Below are 22,285 nucleotides of genomic sequence, written 5' to 3'. Positions count from 1 at the left end.
CGAAGACAGCGTGCCGAAAGGAGACTGCTCATGGTCGTCGAGACCGACGTCCTGGACGAACTGCGTCGGCTCCGCACCCGCATACCCCGGCTGACTGGCTCCCTCGCGGCCACCGTCGACGGACTCGTCCTCGCCCACGACGTGCCGGACACCGAGCCCGAGGGACTCGCGGCGCTCACCGCCGCCGCCCTCGGCGTCGCCTACCGCATGACCGACGCCGCCTCCCGTGGAGACTTCCGCGAACTGCTGGTGCGGGGCACCGGAGGCTACGTCGCGACCTACGCCGCAGGAACGACCGCCGTCCTGACCCTCCTTGCCGAGGACCGCGTCAACGTCGGCCGCCTCCACCTCGAAGGCCGGCGCAGCGGAGCCCGGATCGCCGACCTGCTGGCCACGCGCGTGGGCCCGGGCACCGGCCGCCACGCCGACCGGCCGGCGCCCGAGGAACACCTCGCCACGATGGCCCCGGCCCCGGACCGGCCCATCGGCACCCTCCCGGTACGCACCCCGCAGCGGCCCACGCACCAGTCGCGCCCGCAGACCGGCAGCTGAGCCACCCGAACTTTCTGACCCACCGAAGTAGAAGACCGAAGGAAAGGAACCGAGCGCATGGCCAACACGGAGACCGCGCTGAAGGAATGCCTGAGCTCCATCGACGGAGCGACGGCGGTCGCACTCGTCGACTACACCAGCGGCATGGCCCTCGGCACTCTCGGCGGCACCAAGGACTTCAACCTCGAAGTCGCCGCCGCGGGCAACACCGACGTCGTGCGGTCCAAATTGCGCACCATGGAGCACCTGGGACTGAAGGAGGAGATCGAGGACATCCTGATCACCCTGAACACCCAGTACCACCTCATCCGCCTGCTGAAGGGGCGCGGGGGCAGCGGACTCTTCCTCTACCTCGTGCTCGACGGAAGCCGGGCCAATCTCGCGATGGCACGCCACCAACTGCGCCGGATCGAAGCCGACCTGGAGGTCTGAGACCAGCACACCGGACGGGAGCCCTCCGCCACGCACGCGTCGCGGAGGGCCCCGGCATGCCGCACGGCGACGACATGCGCGCGACCGGCCGCCTCTACGGTGGGTGTCATGACGGCACCCCTGGATGTGCTCGTGGCGGGCGCGGGCCCCACCGGACTCGCACTCGCGACCCAACTGCGCTCCTACACCACCCGGTTCCGGATCGTGGACCGCTCACTGGACCGGGTCCGTGAGTCGCGCGCCCCGGCGATCCAGCCCCGCACCCTGGAGATGCTGGCCCCCTTCGGCGTCACGGACGACCTCGTCGACCGTGGCAACACGACGGTCGCACTGCACCTGCACATGCCCCGACGGGTGCTGCGCGTGCCGGTGTTCGACGTCGGCTGCGACGACACGCCGTACCCCTACCTGCTGTTCCTCCCGCAGTCGGAGACGGAAGCAGTGCTGTCGGCTCATCTGGCCGCGCGGGACGTGACGGTCGAGCGGGGCACGGAGTTGCTGACCGCCGAACCGGAGGGCGACCTCGTCTCCTGCCGCCTGCGTCACCGGGACGGCACCGAGGAGACCGTACGCGCCCGCTATGTCGTCGGCTGCGACGGCGCACACAGCACCGTGCGCACCCGGGCGGGCATCGCCTTCGAGGGGTACGCCTATCCGCAGACGTTCCTGCTGGCGGATCTGGAGGCCGACGGCCTGGAGCCGGGTGCCGCGCACACGTACATGACCGCGGCCGGGCTGCTGTTCTTCTTCCCGCTCGGCACTCCGGCCACCTGGCGGATGATCGCGATGCACCCGCCGGGCACACCGCTCGGCGAGGTGACGCTGGACCTCCTCCAGCGGATCGCCGACGACTGGACACCCGACAAGCCGGCCCTGCGCGATCCGGTCTGGATGACGAGCTTCCGCATTCACAACCGCGGCGCCACCCACTACCGCAAGGGCCCGTTCTTCCTCGCCGGCGACGCGGCGCACATCCACAGCCCGGCCGGGGGACAGGGCATGAACACCGGCATCCAGGACGCCCTCAACCTGGGCTGGAAACTCGCCCACGTGTGCCGCGGCGCCGCACCCGAGGAGTTGCTGGAGACGTACGAGGCGGAACGCGCACCGGTCGGCCACGGAGTCCGCCGCCTCACCGACCGCGCGTTCACCGTCGGGACGAGCAGCAACCCCGCCCTGCGGCTGGCACGGACGGGTCTCGCCCCGCACATGGCCCCGCTGCTCCTGCGAGCAACCGCCGCCCGGGCACGCCTGTTCCGTACGGTGTCCGAACTCGGCATCCACTACCGACGCGGCCCCGCCACCGCCACCGGACCGCAGCGCCCAAGACAGGGGCCACGCGCGGGAGATCGCCTGCCCGACACCCCGGCCGGACTCCAACGGCGTGTCGCCGGACCCGGCTATCACCTGCTGCTCACCGGCCCCGGCGACGCCTGGCCCGAAGACCCGCCGCCGGGCGGACGCCGCGACCTGGTGAGCGTGCACCGCATCGGCACGCAGAGCCCTTGGCCGGGCATCACGCACGCCCTCGTACGACCCGACGGCTACGTGGGCTACGTGGCGCGCGGCACCGACCTCACGGGCCTGCGCGCCTACCTCGACCACTGGCTGCCGGCCCCCTGAGCCAGGGGGCCGGCGCCGGTCCGGTGAGGGATCAGCCGTGGTACGTGATGTACCCGTTGCCGTCCGCGTCGGAGCCGCTCCTGGTGTACGAGTGCACGTCGGCACGGCTGCCGGACGGCTTGTACACGTAGATCGTGTCCTTGTCGTTGTTCCACATGAAGTTGCAGTTGTCGCGGTAGACGACGTTCTTCGTGTCGGAGTCGGTCCCGTTGCCGCCGCGCAGCTTCACGTAGTCACCCGGCTGAAGGGTGTGGCTCGCGGTGAAGGTGAACTTGTTCCCCGTGGCGTCCTTCACGACGTACCCCTTGAGGTTCACCGTCGTGGAGCGCGAGTAGTTCTTGATGGTCAGGTACTCCTGGGCGGTGTTCCCGCCCGAGCAGCGGTTGGAGTCGCTCCCGGGAGCGTCGTACTGGATACCGCGGATCTTCAGCGCGGAGTTGTACTCGGCGGCCTGGGCCGGAACCGCGGACAGTGCGGTCAGGACCCCGGCGGCGACGGCCGTGGTGGCGACAAGGCGTATACGCATTGGACGTTCGTCCCCCCTGCATGGCCTTCAAGTGAAGGCGATGTGATGGTTCGGTGAAGCATCCGGATCGTACACGGTTCAAGTACGCGGAAGGGCGGGTCCGGTGACATTGCCACCGAACCCGCCCCGCGGGTGTAGGACGTCAGGCGTGAAGCATCAGGCGCCGCTGGCCCGCAGCATGTCCTCGCGCTCGACGATCTTCACGCGCTCGCGGCCCTCGGGCTCACCCAGAGCCTTCTCCGCCGCGTCCAGCTTGTACCAGCCGTCCCAGGTGGTGAAGCGGATGTCCCGCTCGGCGAGGAACGCGTCCACGGCCTCCGGGGCGGGAGTAGCGGGCGTCTGCAGCCGGTCGTTGCGGTAGTCGTCGAGCAGGTTCGCCACGGTCTCGTTGGCGTCTCCCTTGGTGTGCCCGATGAGGCCGATGGGGCCGCGCCGGATCCAGCCGGTGACGTACGTGGACTGCAGGTGCTCGCCCGACTCCTGCATGACCCGGCCGCCCTCGTCCGGGACGGTGCCCGAGTCGATGTCCCAGGGGAGCTTGGGGAGTTTGTCGGACAGGTAGCCCACCGCGCGGTACACCGCGCCCACGTCCCAGGTGTGGAACGTGCCGGTGCCCTTGACGTTGCCGGTGCCGTCCAGCTCCGTGCGCTCGGTGCGCAGGCCGACGACCTTGCCGTCCTCGCCGAGGAGCTCGACCGGGGACTCGAAGAAGTGCAGGAAGAGCTTGTGGGGACGGTCGCCGATGTCGCGGATCGCCCAGTTCTCCAGGGTCTTCGCCACCATGTCGGCCTGCTTGTTGCCGCGCCGCGTGGTGATCGAGCCCTCGTCGTAGTCGATGTCCTCGGGGTCGACGATGACCTCGATGTTGGGGGAGTGGTCCAGCTCCCGCAGCTCCATCGGGCTGAACTTCGCCTGCGCCGGGCCGCGGCGGCCGAACACGTGGATCTCCTTGGCCCGGTTGGCCTTCAGACCCTCGTGGACGTTCGCCGGGATCTCGGTCGGCAGCAGTTCGTCCGCCGTCTTGGCCAGGATGCGCGCGACGTCCAGCGCCACGTTGCCGACTCCGAGCACGGCGACCTTCTCGGCCTCCAGCGGCCAGGTGCGCGGCACGTCGGGGTGGCCGTCGTACCAGGACACGAAGTCCGCGGCACCGTACGAGCCGTCGAGGTCGATGCCCGGCAGGGAGAGCGCCCGGTCGGCCGTCGCGCCGGTGGCGAAGATCACACCGTCGTAGAATGCGCGCAGGTCGTCCAGGCCGATGTCGGTGCCGTAGTCCACGTTGCCGAAGAGCCGGATCTGCGGTTTGTCGAGCACCTGGTGCAGGGCGGTGATGATGCCCTTGATCCGCGGGTGGTCGGGGGCGACGCCGTAGCGGATCAGTCCGAACGGCGCCGGCATGCGCTCGAAGATGTCGATGGACACACCGGGTTCGGCGGCCACCTCGGACTTGAGCAGGGCGTCGGCGGCGTAGATCCCGGCGGGGCCGGATCCGACGATGGCTACCCGCAGGGGGCGGGGCATGGTCAGGTTCCCTTCGAGCGGCGACAAGCGATCTCGACGGGAAGCCTAAACTAAGGCATGCCTAAGTCGGTACGAGGGTCCAGTCTATGAGCTCATAAGGCTACTTTATGGGGAGTCCCCAGAGGTGCTTATGGGCAGGGGCTGCTCCGCCCAGATCACCTTCCCCGCGGGCAGGTAGCGCGTCCCCCAGCGTTCCGCGAGCTGCGCGACGAGGAACAGGCCCCGCCCGCCCTCGTCCGTCATGGTCGCGTACCGCAGGTGTGGTGAGGTGCTGCTGCTGTCGAACACCTCGCAGATCAGGTTCCGGTCGCGCAGCACCCGCACGCGTATCGGGCCACCGCCGTACCGCAGCGCGTTGGTGACCAGCTCGCTCAGGATCAGCTCCGTGCTGAACGTCAGCTCCTCCAGGCCCCACTCGGCCAGATGCCGGCTGACCGCCGCCCGCACCTCGCCCACTGCCGCGGGGTCGGCCGGCACCGGCCACTCGGCGACCTGGTCGGCGGCCAGCGCCCGGGTACGCGCCACGATCAGCGCGATGTCGTCGCTGGAACGGGCCGTGAGCTGCGAGTCGAGCACCACCCGGCAGGTGTCCTCCGGCGACTCGTCGGCCCGGCCCAGCGCCTCGCGCAGCATCTCCAGGCCGACGTCGATGTCCCGCTCCCGGTCCTCGACCAGCCCGTCGGTGTACAGGACCAGCCGGCTGCCCTCCGCCAGCTCCAGCTCCGCCGTCTCGAACGGCAGACCACCGAGCCCCAGCGGTGGACCGGCGGGCACGTCGGGGAACTCCACCGTGCCGTCCGGGTGGATCAGCGCCGGCGGGGGATGCCCGGCCCGCGCGACGGTGCAGCGCCGGGAGACCGGGTCGTAGACGGCGTACAGACAGGTCGCGCCGGTGACCGGGGCGCTGCCCTCGTCCTCCGTCTCGTCCTGGTCGATGCGGCCGACCAACTCGTCCAGCAGGGCGATCAGTTCGTCGGGCGGCAGGTCGAGCGCGGAGAAGTTGTGCACGGCGGTGCGCAGCCGGCCCATTGTCGCCGCGGCGTGCAGCCCGTGGCCGACGACGTCCCCGACCACGAGCGCGACCCTGGCTCCCGACAGCGGCAGCACGTCGAACCAGTCGCCGCCCACCCCCGCCTGCGCGGGCAGGTAGCGGTAGGCGATCTCCAGGGCGCCCTGCTCGGGCAGGTTGCGGGGAAGCAGGCTGCGCTGGAGGGTCACCGCCATGCTGTGTTCGCGCGTGTAGCGGCGGGCGTTGTCGATGGAGACGGCGGCCCGCGCGACCAGCTCCTCGGCCAGGGCCAGTTCGTCCGTGTCGAAGGGCTCCGGCTTCTCACAGCGCCAGAAGCTGACCACGCCGAGCACCAGGGCGCCGGCCCGCAGCGGCACGGTGATCAGCGAGTGGATGCCGTACGCGACGATCTGCGCGGAGCGCTCCAGGTCCTGGGCCTGCCAGCCCGGGGCCTCTCCCAGCCGGGGCTCCAGCACCGGGCCACCCGTGGCGAGGCTGCGGCCCTGCGGGGAGGACTCGACGAACCTGATCCGCTCGCCGACCGGGTAGAGGGGCGCGTCCTTGCGGATCCCGCTCACCGCCGTCCGGCTGAGCGCCGCCGCCGCGGTCGGCTGCCCGCCGCCCAGCACCGCGTCGAACAGGTCCACGGTGACGAAGTCGGCGAACCGGGGCACGGCCAGCTCGGTGAGTTCCTCGGCCGTGCGGGTCACGTCCAGGCTGGTCCCGATGCCCACTCCGGCGTCGTACAGCATGTTGAGCCGCTCGCGCGCGGTCTCGGCCCGCCCGGACAGGGCCCGCAGTTCCGTGGAGTCGCGCAGGGTGGCGACGCTGCCGGGCGGGACGCCGGCACGGTCCGTGGTCCGCTGGTTGACGGCGAGGAGCCGGTCCCCGACCAGGTGCACCTCGTCCGTGGCGACGCGTCCGGAGGCCAGCAGGTCGGCGATGCCCGGGTCGAGACCGAGGTCGAGGACGTGCCGGCCCTCGGCGTCGGCGGGTAGTCCGAGCAGGCGGTGTGCCTCGTCGTTGGCGAGCAGCAGGGTGCCGCCGTCGTCGACGATGAGCACGCCCTCGCGGACGGAGTGCAGCACGGCGTCGTGATGTTCGTACATCCGGGTCATCTCGTGCGGCCCCAGACCGTGGGTCTGGCGCAGCAGCCGCCGGCTCACCAGCGCGGCACCCGCCGTCGCCAGGGCGAGCGCCACGGCGGCGGCCGAGAGCACGAGGGGCAGCTGACGGTCGGCGGTGCCGCCGACGTTCTTGGTCGTGATCCCCGCCGAGACCAGCCCCACGACCCGGCCCTCCGGGTCCTTCACCGGCACCACGGCCTGGACGAGCGGGCCGATGGTGCCCTCGACCTCCTCGGTGACCGACTTCCCGGCCAGCGCCGGGGCGATCGTCCCGACGAACTTCTTGCCGATGCGGTCCGGTTTGGGGTGGGTGTAGCGGATCCCGTCGGTGTTCATCACGACGACGAAGTCGACCTTCGACGCCTCGCGGGCGGCCTCGGCGCGCGGTTGGAGCACGGCGGTGGGGTCGGGGTTCTGCAGCGCCTCGACGGTGCCCGGCGCGTTCGCGAAGGTCTCCGCGACGGCGAGCGAGCGGTTGCGGGCCTCCTGCGTCGTGTCGTGCCGCACCTGGAGCACCAGGGCCACCACGGCCGCCACGACCAGCAGCAGCACGATCACCACGACGAGCAGGAACACCTGTCCGGCGACGCTGCGTCCGCCCAGCACCGACCGCAGCCCCGCCGCCGGTTGCCACCGCGACGAGCCCGCCTCCCGCCGCTGCCGTGTGGACGGCGCAGCGCCGGGCCGCAGGGGCGATCGAGTCCCGGATCGACCCAAGAGTCGGACCATGTGCCATGTCTACACTGCCCGGCCCCGGGAGGCGAGGGGCATCACCCGTGGTGGCAGGGGGTCCTCACCGTTTCGTCACGTCTGCGGGCGTGCGCGGGCCCCCTGCCCACCGAAAAGGTACGACAGAAGGGTGCAACAGGCTCAGGCACCCAGCGAACGGGCCAGCTCGGTCGTGGCGCGGGCGATTTCGCGGTCCTCGTCCGCCATCAGCCGACCGAGCTCGTCGCGCCGGGCCCGCACCGCCTGGCGCGCCGCACGCTCCCACACCACCGGATTCTCCCGGTGGTTGAGCAGCTTCGGATAGACGGCCGCGGTGCTCTCCCACTGCCGGGCGTCGGCGATGCTCTTGAGCAGCCCGATGATCTGGGCCCGGCAGGTCACCTGCGGCAGCTTCGCCAGCTCCCACAGGAACGGAACCGTGGCCGCGGTCGCCTGTTCGACCACGAAGCCGAACTGGCAGATGCGTTTCCGCAAGTCGTCGAGGGCGGAGCGGGCGGTGTCGGCATCGCCCCGGGCGATGCCGTCGAGCAGGTGGGGAATGGCCGCCGCCGAGCCGGTGGAGTCCTGTATGTCGCCCCACGGCACGCGGTCCAGTGCCGTGAGCGGCGTCTTCCGGGCCACCCCGGTCGGGGCGTCGGGGCGCTGGGGGCGCTCGCTGCTCGGGTGTTCCGTCGAAGCGCTGCGCATGGCGAGGGGCCTTTCCGCGGCAGTCGTGTCAGATGGGTGGACAGGATGTGGCCGGCCGGGTCGACAACCGGGCCCAGACCGTCTTGCCCGCAGGCGGAGTAGGGGCCCAGCCCCACTCCTCGGACAGGGCGTCGACGATGCGGAGCCCCCGGCCGTGCTCCTCCAGCGAGGTGCCGGTCGGCGCGTACACGGGCGGGTGGTCGTCGGCGTCGGCGACCGTGACCAGCAGATGGGTGGGATCCAGGAGGAATCCGAGCCGGATCTCCGGCACACCCGGGCATCTTCGCGCCGCGTGCGTCGCGGCATTGGCGGTGAGTTCGGTGATGACGAGCGTCGCGTCGTCGCAGCGGTGGTCGAGGGACCAGCTGTGCAGGGTGTCGCGGGTGAAGGACCGGGCTCGTGCGAAACCCTCCCGGCTGCACTCGACACGCAGGGCGGTCGAGGCGGACAGGGCCCCCGAGAACCGGGTCAGTGTCCCCGGCACCGAGGACGGGCTCCCGTACGACGCGGCCGTGTACGGGCCGGCCGGCGAGGACTGGCCCGCCCCGGGAGCGCCCGCGTGCGCCGCAGCCCCACTCGGCGGCCGGAGCACGTGCTGCGCAGGTGATGACACGGCATCTCCCCGATGCGACGTCAGGACGCGACGCCAGCCCGGGGGTTGACGCCGCAGCTATTATCCACGCTGAAGGCGCTCGCGTGCAATTGCACGAGAAATTGCGTGAGAATCCAGCCGTTGTGGGTACGCAAGCCGGGGCGAGTGCGGTCGAAGGGACGCGGCCGCGCTCGGACGAACGGCCGGCACACCGTGCGCGGCGGGGAACGAGAACAGCAAGGAGACTGCGGTGCCACCAGTGCGGAACGGAGTGCAGGCCAGCTCGTTGGAAGCCTGCTGGGTGAAGAGCCGGCACAGCAACGCCGAGGGCAACTGCGTCGAAGTCGCTCCCCTCGTCGACGGCGGGATCGCGATGCGCAACTCCCGTGACCCCGACGGACCCGCCCTCGTCTACACCTCGGCGGAGATCGCGGCCTTCCTGGCCGGAGCCAAGGACGGCGAGTTCGACCACCTGTTGTGAGGGGGCGGTGACGACCCGCCCGCGGCGCGACGCCCTCGGGGTGAAGCGGAGCCCAACTCCCTACTTCTGCGGGGGTGCTGCGGGCGGATGCGTGAAGGCCCGGTGAAGTGCGATAGTGTAAGTCGCCCTTGTGCCGGTCTGCTGGGAGTCAGGATGTCCGCCGCGTCGCATCGCATCTCCCGCCTGGAACCCTATCTGGACAGGCCCGAGCCCGCGCCGACTCTGCTGAAGATGCTGGTCGGTGTGCAGCTCGCCGGCTTCCGCGAGGACGCCCGGCTCGCCCAGGACCAGGCGGCGCGCGCTGTCGGGTTCAGTGCCGCGAAGTTGTCCCGCATCGAGTCGGGCAAGGGCCGCCGCCCGCCGACGGAGAGCGACGTCCGCGCGCTGCTGGAGCTGTACGGCACCGACGACTACGAAGCCTCCGTGCTGCTCAAGCTGTTGCAGCGGGCGGGGGAGCCGGGCTGGTGGCAGCGGTACGACAAGAGGCTGATGCCCGAGTGGTTCGACCGGCTGGTCGGGCTGCAGGAGGCCGCCGCCACCATCCGTACCTTCGAGATCCAGTACGTGCCCGGCCTGCTGCAGACACCCGCCTACACCCGGGCTGTGGTGGAGCGCGGCCTGCCCAACGCACCCTCCGCCGAGGTGGAGCGACGCGTCGAACTGCGCAGGCACCGCGCCCGGTTGGTGTCGCGGCCCGACGCCCCGCAGCTGTGGGCGATCATCGACGAGTCCGTGCTGCTGCGCGTGCTCGGCAGTACCGAGGTGATGCGGGAACAGCTCGCGCACCTGGTCGAGATGGCTGAGCGTTCCAACGTGACCTTGCAGATCGTGCCGTTGAGCGTCACCAACGCCTCGGCACCGGCCATTCCGATCACGTATCTGCGCTTCGGCGGCCTCGACCTCCCCGACGTGGTCTACCTGGAGCACATCAAGAGCGCGAACTTCCTTGAGGACCGCGACGAGACCGAGGAGTACCGGATCGCGCTGGACCGGCTCGCGGACGAGGCGCTCAAGCCCCGTGACTCGCTGGAGCTGCTGCGGCAGACGATGGAGCAGCGCTACCCGTGACGCACGGATGCCTCGCGCGGGACGAAGGCCGTCCCGCGCGAGGCATCCGCTTGGTCACTTCTCCAGCGGGATCCGTCCGACACCGCCGAACTCGATCCACTCGTGCGTGAGCTGACGGGGCGCGACCTCGGTGTCCGGTCGCCAGGTGGACACCTCCACGAGCCCCGGCTCCAGGATCTCCAGCCCCTCGAAGTACGTCTCCACGTCCTTCGGTTCGCGCACGCGGCCCCAGTTGCCGTGGGTCGCCTGGTCCATGAAGTCCGTGACGAAGGCGCGGACCTCCGGGTCCTCGCTGACCAGCTGGCACATCACCATGAAGCTGCCGGGCGCCAGTCGTTCCCGCACGCGGCGGGCCACCGCCAGCGGCCCGTCCGTGTCGCTGTTCGGGATGCAGTGGAAGACCGAGTTGAAGAGCACGCACACCGGCTCGGAGAAGTCGATGAGCCGCTTGGTGTCGGCGTGCCCGAAGATCTGGTCGGTCTCGCGCATGTCCGCGTGAATGACGGTCGTCCGCTCGTCCTGCTCCAGGAGCGCACGGCCGTGGACCAGCACCATCGGGTCGTTGTCCACGTAGACCACGTGAGTCGTGGGGTCGATGCGCTGGGCGACCTGGTGCACGTTGTCCTGCGTCGGCAGGCCGGATCCGTGGTCCAGGTACTGCCGGATGCCGTACTCCTCGGAGAGGGTTTTCACGACCCGCTGGAGGAAGCGCCGGTTGTTCAGGGCCAGGCGGCGCGTGCTGGGCACGACCTTGTCGAGCTCCTCGCACGCGGCGCGGTCGGCCGCGTAGTTGTCCTTGCCGCCCAGGTAATGGTCGTACATGCGCGCTGCCGTCGGCACGTTCGCGTCGATCTCGGTGGACAACTGCTTCTCGGAGTGCATCGTTCCCCCTGCAAGGTGCCGCGCCAACGGACTGGCTGGACAGGAAGTACATCCTAGGGAGCGGGAGTTGGGCGGTGCCAGCCCACTGGCGAAGGTGCCAACGATCGAACGACAAGATGATTGCCGACCGTGCCGCCCGTGTGCCTTATGTGACTGGATACGAACTTTGAGTCACCGGCATCCGGACGGGTACCCGCAGACGACAGCGTCGTCCTCTGTGGGAGGTGGGACCGTGGGCACTCCGGCTGACCGGATCGCGGACGTCTGGGGCTCGCGCACACCGTACGAGCCCGGGACCACCTGGCCGTCCCGGACCGACACCCACCTCGCGGAAGGGATCGGCGAGCAGGACGTGGAGCGGTGGGTGCAGGCCGCCTCGCTGCTGCACTCCAACGGCGACGCGATGGACATCGCGGTGCGCGAGGGCCGCATCGTGGGCGTGCGGGGCCGGGCCGCGGACCGGGTGAACCGCGGACGCCTGGGCCCCAAGGACCTCTACGGCTGGCAGGCCAACGCCTCCCCGGACCGGCTCACCAGGCCGCTGATCCGCGAGGACGGCGGGCTGGTGGAGTGCGACTGGGACACGGCCATGGACCGGATCACGTCCAGGACCCGGCACCTGCTGGACGACAGGGGCCCGGGCTCGATCGGCTTCCACACCACCGGGCAGCTTTTCCTGGAGGAGTACTACATGCTGGCCGTCCTCGCCCGCTCCGGCATCGGCACCCACCACCTGGACGGCAACACCCGGCTCTGCACGGCGACGGCCGCCGAGGCCCTGAAGGAGACCTTCGGGTGCGACGGGCAGCCCGGCTCCTACGAGGACATCGACCACGCCGACACCGTCGCCCTGTTCGGTCACAACATGGCGGAGACGCAGACGGTGCTGTGGATGCGCCTGCTGGACCGCCTGGAGGGGGGCGACCCGCCCCGCCTGCTGTGCGTGGACCCGCGCTACACCCACGTCGCCCGGCGGGCCGAAGTGCATCTGGCCCCCCCGTGGCGGGCACGAACGCCGCACGGCACCGCGCCGACCACGAGTTCCACCCCGTCGCCCTGGACATCGCCCGCTGGTCCCGTGAACACGCCGCACGTCTCGCCGACGCGGGGCGCGACCACGGCCTCGATCTGCCCGGTCCCCGGGACCACCCGTCGACCGGGGGGCTGGCCGCACTCCGGGAGAAGGCCTCGGAAGCCCTCGGCCGGCGCCCCGAGACCGGACTGCTCCTGCTGAACGATCTGCGGGACCTGCACCTGGCGGCCGCACGGAACTCGCTGCACTGGGAGATGCTCGCCCAGGTGGCACAGGCCGTCCGGGACGAGCGGCTCCTGGTGCTCGTCGGCGACTGTCATCCACAGACGCTGCGGCAGCTCCGCTGGACCAACACGATGATCAAGATCCTGGCCCCGCAACTCCTGGCCAGTGTCTGACCGGGGCCGCCATCTTCGCCCCGGCCGCCGTCGCCAGGGTCGTCGCCCTCACGGTCCCCGTCGGTGCGCGGAGATCAGGGACCGGTATCAGTGGTAGCTGTCCTTGGGTGTCCGCTGCTGCGTGGCGCAGTCGACGCGGACGATGCCGAAGCGCTTGCCGTAGTCGAACGCCCATTCGGAATATCCAGGAGCGACCGCAGCCCACCTCGCGCACTCCGGCCGCCCTCAGTGCCCGCACGGCCAGGCCGTGCCCGACCAGCGGGTGATGGGAGGCGGCCGGCGCCCCGTGGCCCTCGCGGGCGCCGGGGGCGTGCCGGCCGACGGAGTAGCCGGGGAAGGCACTGCACCACGGCTCGTTGAGGGTGATCCAGCGCGGTACCCGGTCGCCCATGACGTCACCGGTGTCCCCGTTCGCCACCCGCGCCGGCCACGAAGCCGGGCGGAAAACTCGGGAAGTCAGTCATGTCCTCAACCACGCCCAGAGGCAGCCACGGTATAGCCCGGGGCGATCGAGAGCGGCGCGCGGAGAGCGGCACCGGCGCCCTGCGCCCGCTACGTGAACCGCTAATCTGGAAATGCGAGAATCGATCGGAATTCGAGGGAGTGTCCGCAACCACTATTCTCACGGCTCCGGCCGCTTTTCCCAGGAGAAACTCATGGGCGACTACTACGATCTCGGCACCTACAGCCGTCCCGTCACCACGTCCTCCGCCGAGGCTCAACTCTGGTTCGATCGCGGCCTGATGTGGACGTACGCCTTCCATCACGAGGAGGCGGTCGCCTGCTTCGAAAAGGCGACGGTGGCCGATCCGGAGTGCGCGATGGCCTATTGGGGCATCGCTTACGCGCTCGGTCCGAACTACAACAAGCCCTGGGAATTCTTCGACGGCGAGGAACTGGTGGAAACCGTCGAACGTACGCACGCCGCCGTCGAACAGGCCCATGAGAAGGCCGCCCGCTCCACCCCGGTCGAGAAGGCCCTCATCGGCGCACTGCGGGCCCGCTACCCGCAGTCGCAGGCCGTCGAGGACTGCTCGGTGTGGAACGAGCCCTACGCGGACGCGATGCGCGTGGTCTACGAACTGGCGCCCGGCGACCCGGACATCGCCACCCTCCACGCCGACGCCGCGATGAACCTCACCCCCTGGCAGCTGTGGAACCTCAAGACCGGGCAGCCGGCCGAGGGTGCCCGGACCACCGAGGCCAGGACCGTGCTGGAAGGCGCCCTCGCCACCGAGGCCGGCGTGCGCCACCCGGGGATCCTGCACCTGTACGTCCACCTGATGGAGATGTCCCCGACCCCGGAGCAGGCCCTCACCGTCGCCGACCGCCTGCGCCGCCTCGTGCCCGATGCCGGGCACCTGCTGCACATGCCCTCGCACCTGGACGTCCTGTGCGGCGACTACCGCCAGGTGGTCTCCGCCAACAGCGACGCGATCGCCGCCGACGAGAAGTACTACCGGCGGTCCGGCGCCATGAACTTCTACACCCTGTACCGGGCGCACAACCACCACTTCAAGATCTACGGCGCCATGTTCCTCGGCCAGGCACAGGTTGCCCTCGACACCGCCGCTCGGCTGGAAGCCGCCATCCCCGAGGACCTGCTTCGCGTCCAGAGCCCCCCGATGGCCGACTGGCTGGAGGCCTTCCTGGCCATGCGCGTGCACGTCCTGATCCGCTTCGGCCGCTGGGCCGAGATCCTCGAACTGCCCGCCCCCGCCGACCCGGAGCTCTACGCGACGACCGTCGCCATGCGGCACTACGCCCGGGGCGTCGCCCTCTCCGCGACCGGCGAGGTCGACCGGGCGGAGGCCGAACGCGAGCTGTTCCGCGCGGCGGTGGGCCGGGTGCCCGCGACGCGGATGCTGTTCAACAACACCTGCGAGGACATCCTCGCCATCGCCTCCGCCATGTTGGACGGCGAACTCGAGTACCGCGGGGGTCGGCACGACCTCGCCTTCGCCGCCCTGGAGCGCTCCATCGAGCTGGACGACAACCTGCCCTACGACGAGCCCTGGGGCTGGATGCAGCCGACCCGTCACGCCTACGGCGCGCTGCTGCTGGAACAGGGTCGCGTGGCGGAGGCGGAAGCCGTCTACCGTGCCGACCTCGGCCTCGACGACACCCTGCCCCGCCCGCTCCAGCACCCGAACAACGTATGGGCCCTGCACGGCTTCCACGAGTGCCTGCTCCGGACGGGCAAGACCGGCGAGGCGGCCCTGGTGGCCCACCAGCTCAAGCTCGCGACCGCGCTGGCCGACGTACCGATCCACGCGTCCTGCTACTGCCGCCTGGACGCCACACCCGGCCCGCAGGAGGCCGACGGGTGCTGCCACTGACCGCCGTCCGCCTCCGTGGTGGTCCGCCGGCACGTTTGAGCTGCCCTTTCAGGGTCACTCGTGTGGTGATCCCGTAGTCGGACACGACTTGGAGTGAACGAACCGTGGCTGGAGACCAGAAGGGCAAGGCCAAGGCCGAGCAGGCCAAGGGCAAGGTCAAGGAGACGATCGGGCGTGCGGTGGGCAACGAGCGCCTGACAGCCGAGGGCCGGGCCGAGCAGTCGAAGGGCGACGCTCGCCAGGCCAAGGAGAAGACCAAGGACGTCTTCAAGCACTGAGGTCACGTGGTGGTGCCGCGTCCCCGTGACGGACGCGGCACACCGTCCTGGTCAACGGTTCGAGGGAGATCCGCTCCGCGCACGCCGTGAGTCCCAGACCGGCCGCGCGCTGATCGCGCAGCACATGGACATGTGCATGGACATGGACATGGACATGTCGATCGGATAGTTCCCGCTCCACGTCTCCACCCTCAGACACGGATACCGCCTCGCCCGGCAGGGCCGCGACCCGTGTACTCACGCCTGGCGGCACGGGGGAGTCGCGACGCCTACCGGCTTCGGCTGCCGGTTCCCAACTCGCCCCACCTCTTGACGTGTTGATTGCCGTCCCGCCACACCGCGTGATCCCTACACGAAGGTGACGGTGCGGCGGGACGCGACCGGCGGCACCAAGGCCCACATTGTCTCCGTGGCCAGCGAAGACGGCTCACAGGAGCGGGAGTACCGCATCGAGCCGACCCGCCGGTGACACACGAAAGCGCGGGGCCCGCACGCCCCGCGCTCTCGTCTTCCCGGGGTCAGACCGCCGGGGCCGGGTACGTCGGGTACTCCACGCCGGAGACGTGCTGCACGACGCGGATGACCTGGCACGAGTAGCCGAACTCGTTGTCGTACCACAGGTAGAGGATCGCGTTGTCGCCGTCGACCTTGGTGGCGCCGGCGTCGACGATCGAGGCGTGGCGCGAGCCGATGAAGTCGCTGGAGACCGCGTCGGGAGCCGTGGTGAAGTCGATCTGGCGCTTGAGCGGCGAGGTCAGGGAGACGTCGCGGAGGTGGTCGAGGACCTCCTCGCGGGTGGTCTCGCGGCCGAGCCGCAGGCTGAGGATCGCGATCGAGACGTCCGGGACCGGGACGCGGATCGAGCTGCCGGTGATCGGCGCCTTGAGGTCGGGCAGCGCCTTGGCGACGGCGGAGGCGGCACCGGTCTCGGTGATGACCATGTTGAGCGGCGCGGACCGGCCGCGACGGTCGGCCTTGTGGTAGTTGTCCAGCAGGTTCTGGTCGTTGGTGAACGAGTGAACCGTCTCGACGTGGCCGCGCTGGACCCCGAACTCGTCGTCCATCGCCTTCAGCGGCGGCACGATCGCGTTCGTGGTGCAGGACGCGCAGGACAGGATCTGCTCGTCCGGCTTGATCGTGTCGTGGTTGACGCCGTGCACGATGTTGGGGACGTCACCCTTGCCGGGCGCGGTCAGCACGACCTTGTCGATCCCGGGGCGCAGGTGCTGGGACAGGCCCTCGCGGTCGCGCCACTTGCCGGTGTTGTCGATGAGGATGGCGTCCTTGATGCCGTACGCCGTGTAGTCGACCTCGGACGGGTCGTTGGCGTAGATCACCTTGATGGCGTTGCCGTTGGCGACGATCGTGCTGTTCGCCTCGTCGACGGTGATCGTGCCCTGGAACTGGCCGTGGATCGAGTCGCGGCGCAGCAGCGAGGCGCGCTTGACGATGTCCTGCTCGCCCCCTCCGCGCACGACGATGGCCCGCAGCCGCAGACCGTTGCCCGAGCCGGCCTTCTCGATGAGCAGACGGGCCACGAGCCGGCCGATGCGGCCGAAGCCGTAGAGGACGACGTCCCGGCCCTCACGGCGCTCGATCTTGTTGGTGCCCGTGGCACCGGCGACGGCCTCAGCGGTGAACTCGGCGACCGACAGGCCCCGGTCGTCGGCCTGGTAGGCCTCGGCGAGCAGGCCGATGTCGATCTGGGAGGGGCCGAGATCGAGCGTGGTGAGAGCCTGCAGGAACGGCAGGGTGTCGGTGACCGACAGCTCCACGCCGGCGATCTGCCGGGCGAAACGGTGGGTCTTGAGGATGCTCACCACCGACTTGTTCACCAGGGAGCGGCTGTGCAGCAGGACGGTCACGTCCTGCTCGCGGTGCAGCTTCCCGATGATCGGGATCATCGACTCCGCGATCTCCTCGCGGATCTTCCAGTTGGTGAACGAGTCGTCGTTGACAGTCACGAGTCCATCTTTCGAGCTAGGCGGCGCTCATATGTTAAACCGTCGATTTCCCGATCTTGAAGGGGGTGCCTCCGGTCCCCGTTCCGCGGGCGCTCCGCGCGCCCCTGAGGGCAGGGCTTGAGACGATCGAAAGCGGATCTTCCGAGCGAAAGGGGTGCCCATGGACTACGACTCCGTCGCCGATGAGCTGTACGCCCTGCGCCCGGAGGAGTTCACCGCCGCCCGGGCCTCCGCCATGGCCTCCGCCCGCACCGCCGGTGACCGGGAACTCGCCGAGCGGATCCGCACGTTGCGCAAGCCCAGCCTCGCCGCCTGGGTCAGCAATCTCCTGGTCCGCAGCAGTCCCGGGGAGGTCGAGCCGCTGCTGCGCCTGGGGGAGGGGCTGCGCCAGGCTCACCAAGACCTGGACGGCACGCAGTTGCGCGAGCTGAGCCGCCGCCGGCACGCGCTCGTCCGCGCCCTGTCCCTCCAGGCCCGGCAGCTCGCCAAGGAGGCCGGACATCCGATCGGCGAGAGCGTGCAGCGCGAGGTCGAGAACACGCTGCACGCCGTCCTGGCCGACCCCGAGGCCGCCCGGGCCTGGGCGGGCGGCCGCCTGGCCAAGCCGCTCGCCGCGACCGTCGGCTTCCCCGCCACCGCCGAGGGCGCCCGGCCGCAGCGCCCCGCACCCGCACCCGCCCCGACCCCCTCCCGTCCCGGCAAGAAGAAGAGCGAGCAGCACCGACGCAAGCTCGCCCAGGCCCGGGACGAGGTCGCGGCCGCCGAACGCGAGCTGCGGGAGCTCCAGGACGAGGCGGACACCGCGGGCCAAGCGGTGGCGGACGCGAAACAGCAGGTGGACGGCCTCCAGCGACGCGTCGAGGAGCTCACCGGCGAACTGGAACGGGTCAGGGGCGAACACCAGCAGGCCCGCTTCGCCGAACGGGCGGCCCGGGAGCGGGCGCGCACCGCCGAGCGCCGCGCCCGCGAGGCCGGCCGCAAGGCCGCGACGGCCACCGCCCGGCTCGAACGCCTGACCTCACCCTCGTCGGACGCATGACCGGCGGACCGACACGGCGGTGCGCGACCCCCGGCGCCCGCCGGAGCGCCATCATGACGACTGTGACTGAGCTCACACGCTGCAAGTAAGCCGCCCCGCAAAGGCTCCACGCGCGACACCAAAATTGAACCGTTCGTTTTCTTGAACCACTCGTGTTTGTGTGACTAGGTTGGACGCATGACCGCATCCGGGAACCCGACCACAGCCGAGGAGCTGCGTGGTGCCGGCCTGAGAGTGACGGCCGCCCGCGTCGCGCTGCTCGAGGCCGTGCGGGACGGTGACCACCTCGGCGCCGAGGCGATCGCCTCCGAGGTGCGCGGCCGTGTGGGCCACATCTCCGTCCAGGCCGTCTACGAGGGGCTGCACGCACTCACCGCGGCGGGCCTCATACGCCGCCTCGACCCACCCGGCAGCCCGGCCCTCTACGAGGGGCGGGTCGGCGACAACCACCACCACCTCGTGTGCCGGTCGTGCGGAGCCGTCGCCGACGTCGACTGCGCGGTCGGTCACGCCCCCTGCCTGACGGCGTCCGACGACCGCGGTTTCGCCGTCGACGAGGCCGAGGTCATCTACTGGGGCCTGTGCCCCGCCTGCTCCACCGCCCGCAGCAACTGAGCACGTGGTCTCCCCGAGCGTTCCGGAGCACCTCTGATCCACCCGAGCGTTCCCGAGCACCTCTGATCCACCCGAGCGTTCCCGAGCACCTCTGATCCACCCGAGCGTTCCCGAGCACGTGATCCACCCGAGCACCGTGATCCACCCCGTCCGGAAGGATTTCCATGACTGAGAACCACGACGCGATCGTCACCGACTCCAAGTCGGAGGAGGCGGGAGGCGGTTGCCCCGTGGCGCACGGCCGCGCCCTGCACCCGACCCAGGGCGGCGGCAACCGCCAGTGGTGGCCCGAGCGGCTCAACCTGAAGATCCTCGCCAAGAACCCCGAGGTGGCCAACCCCCTCGGCGGGGACTTCGACTACGCCGCGGCGTTCCAGGCCCTCGACCTCGCGGCCGTGAAACGCGACATCGCCGAGGTGCTCACCACCTCGCAGGACTGGTGGCCGGCCGACTTCGGCAACTACGGCCCGCTGATGGTCCGTATGGCCTGGCACAGCGCGGGCACCTACCGCATCAGCGACGGCCGCGGCGGCGCCGGCGCCGGTCAGCAGCGCTTCGCCCCGCTCAACAGCTGGCCGGACAACGGCAACCTCGACAAGGCCCGCCGTCTGCTGTGGCCCGTGAAGAAGAAGTACGGCCAGAGCATCTCCTGGGCCGACCTCATGATCCTCACCGGCAACGTCGCCCTGGAGCAGATGGGCTTCGAGACCTTCGGCTTCGCCGGCGGTCGCGAGGACGTCTGGGAGCCCGAGGAGGACGTGTACTGGGGCCCCGAGACCACCTGGCTCGACGACAAGCGTTACACGGGTGACCGCGAGCTGGAGAACCCGCTCGGCGCCGTCCAGATGGGCCTCATCTACGTCAACCCCGAGGGCCCCAACGGCAACCCGGACCCGATCGCCGCGGCCCGCGACATCCGCGAGACGTTCCGCCGCATGGCGATGAACGACGAGGAGACCGTCGCCCTGATCGCCGGCGGTCACACCTTCGGCAAGACCCACGGCGCGGGCCCGGCCGACAACGTCGGCGCCGACCCCGAGGCCGCCTCCATGGAGGAGCAGGGCCTGGGCTGGCGCAGCACCTACGGCACGGGCAAGGGCGGCGACGCCATCACCTCCGGCCTCGAGGTCACCTGGACCAGCACGCCCACCCAGTGGAGCAACGGCTTCTTCAAGAACCTCTTCGAGTTCGAGTACGAGCTCGAGCAGAGCCCGGCCGGCGCCAACCAGTGGGTGGCCAAGGACGCCCCGGAGATCGTCCCGGACGCGCACGACTCCTCGAAGAAGCACCGTCCGAAGATGCTCACCACGGACCTGGCGCTTCGCTTCGACCCGATCTACGAGCCCATCTCCCGCCGGTTCTACGAGAACCCCCAGGAGTTCGCGGACGCCTTCGCCCGCGCCTGGTTCAAGCTGACCCACCGTGACATGGGCCCGAAGTCGCTGTACCTCGGCCCGGAGGTCCCGGCCGAGACCCTGATCTGGCAGGACCCGCTGCCCGAGGCCGAGGGCGAGCCCATCGACGACGGTGACATCGAGACCCTCAAGACCAAGCTCCTCGAGTCGGGTCTGTCCGTCTCGCAGCTGGTGTCCACCGCGTGGGCCTCGGCGTCCACCTTCCGTGGCAGCGACAAGCGCGGCGGCGCCAACGGCGCCCGTATCCGCCTCGAGCCGCAGCGTGGCTGGGAGGTCAACGAGCCCGACGAGCTGGCGCAGGTCCTGCGGGTGCTGGAGGGCATCCAGCAGGAGTTCAACTCCGGCTCCGGCGCCAAGAAGGTCTCCCTGGCCGACCTGATCGTCCTCGGCGGCACCGCCGCGGTCGAGAAGGCCGCCAAGGAAGCCGGCTTCCAGGTGCAGGTCCCCTTCACCGCGGGCCGCGTGGACGCGACGGAGGAGCACACCGACGCCGAGTCCTTCGAGGCGCTCGAGCCGACCGCCGACGGGTTCCGCAACTACCACGGCAAGGGCAACCGCCTGCCGGCCGAGTTCCTGCTCCTGGACCGCGCGAACCTGCTGACGCTGAGCGCCCCCGAGCTGACCGTCCTGGTCGGTGGCCTGCGCGTGCTGGGCGCCAACCACCAGCAGTCCCAGCTCGGTGCCTTCACCAAGACGCCCGGCTCGCTGACCAACGACTTCTTCGTCAACCTGCTCGACCTGGGCATCACGTGGAAGTCGACGTCCGAGGACCAGACCACGTTCGAGGGCCGCGACGCCGCCACGGGCGAGGTCAAGTGGGCCGGCTCCCGCGCCGACCTGGTCTTCGGCTCGAACTCCGAGCTGCGTGCCCTCGCCGAGGTCTACGCGAGCGACGACGCGAAGGAGAAGTTCGTCCACGACTTCGTCGCGGCGTGGGTCAAGGTCATGAACCTGGACCGGTTCGACCTGGTCTGATCACCCCCGCATCACAGGACGCCCGGGCCGGCCGGCCCGGGCGTTTCCGTCGTTGCCTGAGGGGTTCTTTTCCTGAGGGACCGTCAAAGGCCGTTCAAGGCAAGAACATCACTCACCCAACTCTCACCATGAAACGGCAAGGATCCCGGCCGGCCGCGCGATCGGGCATACGTTCTGGCCGTGAACTCACATGCCACCTCCCACAGAGGCACCGGCCCCGAACCGCACCCCTTCGCCGGTGCACGGCCGACCACCGGCGGCACCGCCCGCCGCACCCTGCTGCGCACCGCGCTGACCGGGGCCGCGGCCCTCGGCACGGGCCTCGGTGCCACCGGCGCGGCCACCGCCGCCCCCGCCGACCCCGGCACGTCAGCGCCGCGCCCCGGCACCCCGGACGAAGCCCTGAGGGAGCTGGCCGCGGGCAACCGCCGCTGGCGCACCTACCGGGAACGCCACCCGCACGAGAACCCCGCCATCCGGCGGACGTTGACCACCTCCCAGCACCCCTTCGCGGTCGTGCTCGGCTGCATCGACTCGCGCGTACCCCCGGAGCTGGTCTTCGACCAAGGGCTGGGAGACCTGATGACCGTGCGCACCGCCGGTGAGGTGCTGGACGAGGCCGTGCTCGGCAGCGTCGCCTTCGGCGTCCTGGAACTCGGCATACCGCTGGTCGTCGTCCTCGGTCACCAGTCGTGCGGCGCGGTGCGTGCCGCCGTGGCGGCGGAGCAGTCGGGGGAGCACCTGCCGGCTCACATGCAGTACTTGGCCGACCAGATACGCCCGGCCATAGACCACGGTCAGGAGGGGGACGCCAGGATCGACGCGACCGTGAGCGCCAACGTCCGGCTCGTACGCTCCCGGCTGGCCGCCGAGCCCGAGCTCGCCGCCAGGATCGCCACCGGCAGGCTGGCGATCGTCGGCGCCCGCTACGAACTGACGACCCAGGCCGTGAACCGCCTCGCCTGAGACGCCCGCCCGGTCCGCCGCACGCGGCGGCGGA

General features: G+C 70.6%; 19 protein-coding genes and 2 pseudogenes. 13 read left to right on the top strand and 8 right to left on the bottom strand.

Annotated features, from left to right (window positions below; all coding sequences use genetic code 11):
• The first annotated feature begins 30 nt into the window (after positions 1 to 30).
• The 3 genes from K4G64_RS01590 (at position 31) to K4G64_RS01580 (ending at position 2,607) form a co-directional block, all read left to right on the top strand.
• Positions 31 to 552 carry a roadblock/LC7 domain-containing protein gene (locus K4G64_RS01590; RefSeq protein WP_221754206.1) on the top strand — a complete coding sequence of 174 codons (522 nt, stop codon included), beginning with the start codon at positions 31 to 33 and terminating at the stop codon, positions 550 to 552.
• Between the two features lie 57 nt (positions 553 to 609).
• A complete protein-coding gene (locus tag K4G64_RS01585) occupies positions 610 to 984 on the top strand; it encodes a hypothetical protein (protein ID WP_104782382.1) in 375 nt (124 codons plus the stop codon).
• 108 nt (positions 985 to 1,092) lie between these two features.
• On the top strand, positions 1,093 to 2,607 hold the full coding sequence (locus tag K4G64_RS01580; protein ID WP_221754205.1) for an FAD-dependent monooxygenase: 1,515 nt from the start codon (positions 1,093 to 1,095) through the stop codon (positions 2,605 to 2,607).
• A gap of 31 nt (positions 2,608 to 2,638) precedes the next feature.
• Here K4G64_RS01580 and K4G64_RS01575 read toward each other — a convergent pair whose 3' ends face one another.
• From K4G64_RS01575 to K4G64_RS01555, 5 genes are all read right to left on the bottom strand, one after another.
• A complete protein-coding gene (locus tag K4G64_RS01575) occupies positions 2,639 to 3,133 on the bottom strand; it encodes a lamin tail domain-containing protein (RefSeq protein WP_221754204.1) in 495 nt (164 codons plus the stop codon).
• A gap of 156 nt (positions 3,134 to 3,289) precedes the next feature.
• Entirely contained in the window at positions 3,290 to 4,654 is a 1,365-nt protein-coding gene (locus K4G64_RS01570) for an FAD-dependent oxidoreductase (RefSeq protein WP_221754203.1), read from the bottom strand.
• Positions 4,655 to 4,759: 105 nt separating this feature from the next.
• The gene (locus K4G64_RS01565) at positions 4,760 to 7,519 is read right to left on the bottom strand and encodes a SpoIIE family protein phosphatase/ATP-binding protein (protein ID WP_221754202.1); all 2,760 of its coding nucleotides are present in this window, start codon (positions 7,517 to 7,519) and stop codon (positions 4,760 to 4,762) included.
• Positions 7,520 to 7,660: 141 nt separating this feature from the next.
• Positions 7,661 to 8,206 (bottom strand): hypothetical protein, encoded by a 546-nt coding sequence (locus tag K4G64_RS01560; protein ID WP_221754201.1) that lies wholly within the window; start codon positions 8,204 to 8,206, stop codon positions 7,661 to 7,663.
• A gap of 28 nt (positions 8,207 to 8,234) precedes the next feature.
• Positions 8,235 to 8,819, bottom strand: a complete 585-nt coding sequence (locus K4G64_RS01555) for an ATP-binding protein (RefSeq protein ID WP_221754200.1) — start codon at positions 8,817 to 8,819, stop codon at positions 8,235 to 8,237.
• A gap of 229 nt (positions 8,820 to 9,048) precedes the next feature.
• On the opposite strand from K4G64_RS01555, the gene K4G64_RS01550 reads away from it, so the two are divergent.
• Entirely contained in the window at positions 9,049 to 9,279 is a 231-nt protein-coding gene (locus tag K4G64_RS01550; RefSeq protein ID WP_221754199.1) for a DUF397 domain-containing protein, read from the top strand.
• A gap of 153 nt (positions 9,280 to 9,432) precedes the next feature.
• Entirely contained in the window at positions 9,433 to 10,347 is a 915-nt protein-coding gene (locus K4G64_RS01545) for a helix-turn-helix transcriptional regulator (protein WP_221754198.1), read from the top strand.
• A gap of 54 nt (positions 10,348 to 10,401) precedes the next feature.
• Here K4G64_RS01545 and K4G64_RS01540 read toward each other — a convergent pair whose 3' ends face one another.
• A complete protein-coding gene (locus tag K4G64_RS01540) occupies positions 10,402 to 11,229 on the bottom strand; it encodes an SAM-dependent methyltransferase (RefSeq protein ID WP_221754197.1) in 828 nt (275 codons plus the stop codon).
• 232 nt (positions 11,230 to 11,461) lie between these two features.
• On the opposite strand from K4G64_RS01540, the pseudogene K4G64_RS01535 reads away from it, so the two are divergent.
• Together K4G64_RS01535 and K4G64_RS01530 are read left to right on the top strand one after the other, a co-directional pair.
• Positions 11,462 to 12,226: pseudogene (locus K4G64_RS01535) on the top strand (molybdopterin-dependent oxidoreductase); the annotation flags it as partial.
• Between the two features lie 2 nt (positions 12,227 to 12,228).
• Positions 12,229 to 12,660, top strand: coding sequence for a hypothetical protein (locus K4G64_RS01530; protein ID WP_221754196.1), 432 nt, complete (start codon positions 12,229 to 12,231; stop codon positions 12,658 to 12,660).
• A 199-nt stretch (positions 12,661 to 12,859) separates the two neighbouring features.
• Here the strand turns inward: K4G64_RS01530 and K4G64_RS01525 are convergent.
• Positions 12,860 to 13,051, bottom strand: a pseudogene (locus K4G64_RS01525) (family 1 glycosylhydrolase); the annotation flags it as partial.
• Between the two features lie 265 nt (positions 13,052 to 13,316).
• Here K4G64_RS01525 and K4G64_RS01520 point away from each other — a divergent pair.
• Both K4G64_RS01520 and K4G64_RS01515 read left to right on the top strand, forming a co-directional pair.
• Positions 13,317 to 14,999 carry a hypothetical protein gene (locus tag K4G64_RS01520; RefSeq protein ID WP_221754195.1) on the top strand — a complete coding sequence of 561 codons (1,683 nt, stop codon included), beginning with the start codon at positions 13,317 to 13,319 and terminating at the stop codon, positions 14,997 to 14,999.
• A gap of 104 nt (positions 15,000 to 15,103) precedes the next feature.
• Positions 15,104 to 15,277 (top strand): CsbD family protein, encoded by a 174-nt coding sequence (locus tag K4G64_RS01515; protein WP_221754194.1) that lies wholly within the window; start codon positions 15,104 to 15,106, stop codon positions 15,275 to 15,277.
• Between the two features lie 518 nt (positions 15,278 to 15,795).
• Here the strand turns inward: K4G64_RS01515 and K4G64_RS01510 are convergent.
• Positions 15,796 to 17,241, bottom strand: a complete 1,446-nt coding sequence (locus K4G64_RS01510) for a glyceraldehyde-3-phosphate dehydrogenase (protein WP_221754193.1) — start codon at positions 17,239 to 17,241, stop codon at positions 15,796 to 15,798.
• Positions 17,242 to 17,401: 160 nt separating this feature from the next.
• On the opposite strand from K4G64_RS01510, the gene K4G64_RS01505 reads away from it, so the two are divergent.
• From K4G64_RS01505 to K4G64_RS01490, 4 genes are all read left to right on the top strand, one after another.
• On the top strand, positions 17,402 to 18,280 hold the full coding sequence (locus K4G64_RS01505; protein WP_221754192.1) for a hypothetical protein: 879 nt from the start codon (positions 17,402 to 17,404) through the stop codon (positions 18,278 to 18,280).
• 177 nt (positions 18,281 to 18,457) lie between these two features.
• Positions 18,458 to 18,895 (top strand): Fur family transcriptional regulator, encoded by a 438-nt coding sequence (locus tag K4G64_RS01500; RefSeq protein WP_031111199.1) that lies wholly within the window; start codon positions 18,458 to 18,460, stop codon positions 18,893 to 18,895.
• 164 nt (positions 18,896 to 19,059) lie between these two features.
• Positions 19,060 to 21,285 carry a catalase/peroxidase HPI gene (katG, locus tag K4G64_RS01495; RefSeq protein WP_221754191.1) on the top strand — a complete coding sequence of 742 codons (2,226 nt, stop codon included), beginning with the start codon at positions 19,060 to 19,062 and terminating at the stop codon, positions 21,283 to 21,285.
• A 180-nt stretch (positions 21,286 to 21,465) separates the two neighbouring features.
• Positions 21,466 to 22,251, top strand: a complete 786-nt coding sequence (locus K4G64_RS01490) for a carbonic anhydrase (protein ID WP_221754190.1) — start codon at positions 21,466 to 21,468, stop codon at positions 22,249 to 22,251.
• Positions 22,252 to 22,285: the final 34 nt, after the last annotated feature.

It is taken from the genome of Streptomyces sp. WAC04114, from assembly GCF_019733245.1.
Classification (GTDB): Bacteria; Actinomycetota; Actinomycetes; order Streptomycetales; family Streptomycetaceae; genus Streptomyces; species Streptomyces massasporeus_A.
The sequence above is the reverse complement of the archived record's forward strand: the minus strand, read 5'-3'. Positions and strand labels throughout refer to the sequence as shown.

Coding starts and splice junctions, on each gene's coding strand:
- K4G64_RS01590 (WP_221754206.1), top strand. CDS start 31: ATGGTCGTCGAGACCGACGTCCTGGACGAACTGCGTCGGCTCCGCACC.
- K4G64_RS01585 (WP_104782382.1), top strand. CDS start 610: ATGGCCAACACGGAGACCGCGCTGAAGGAATGCCTGAGCTCCATCGAC.
- K4G64_RS01580 (WP_221754205.1), top strand. CDS start 1,093: ATGACGGCACCCCTGGATGTGCTCGTGGCGGGCGCGGGCCCCACCGGA.
- K4G64_RS01575 (WP_221754204.1), bottom strand. CDS start 3,133: ATGCGTATACGCCTTGTCGCCACCACGGCCGTCGCCGCCGGGGTCCTG.
- K4G64_RS01570 (WP_221754203.1), bottom strand. CDS start 4,654: ATGCCCCGCCCCCTGCGGGTAGCCATCGTCGGATCCGGCCCCGCCGGG.
- K4G64_RS01565 (WP_221754202.1), bottom strand. CDS start 7,519: ATGGTCCGACTCTTGGGTCGATCCGGGACTCGATCGCCCCTGCGGCCC.
- K4G64_RS01560 (WP_221754201.1), bottom strand. CDS start 8,206: ATGCGCAGCGCTTCGACGGAACACCCGAGCAGCGAGCGCCCCCAGCGC.
- K4G64_RS01545 (WP_221754198.1), top strand. CDS start 9,433: ATGTCCGCCGCGTCGCATCGCATCTCCCGCCTGGAACCCTATCTGGAC.
- K4G64_RS01540 (WP_221754197.1), bottom strand. CDS start 11,229: ATGCACTCCGAGAAGCAGTTGTCCACCGAGATCGACGCGAACGTGCCG.
- K4G64_RS01520 (WP_221754195.1), top strand. CDS start 13,317: ATGGGCGACTACTACGATCTCGGCACCTACAGCCGTCCCGTCACCACG.
- K4G64_RS01505 (WP_221754192.1), top strand. CDS start 17,402: ATGGACTACGACTCCGTCGCCGATGAGCTGTACGCCCTGCGCCCGGAG.
- K4G64_RS01500 (WP_031111199.1), top strand. CDS start 18,458: ATGACCGCATCCGGGAACCCGACCACAGCCGAGGAGCTGCGTGGTGCC.
- katG (WP_221754191.1), top strand. CDS start 19,060: ATGACTGAGAACCACGACGCGATCGTCACCGACTCCAAGTCGGAGGAG.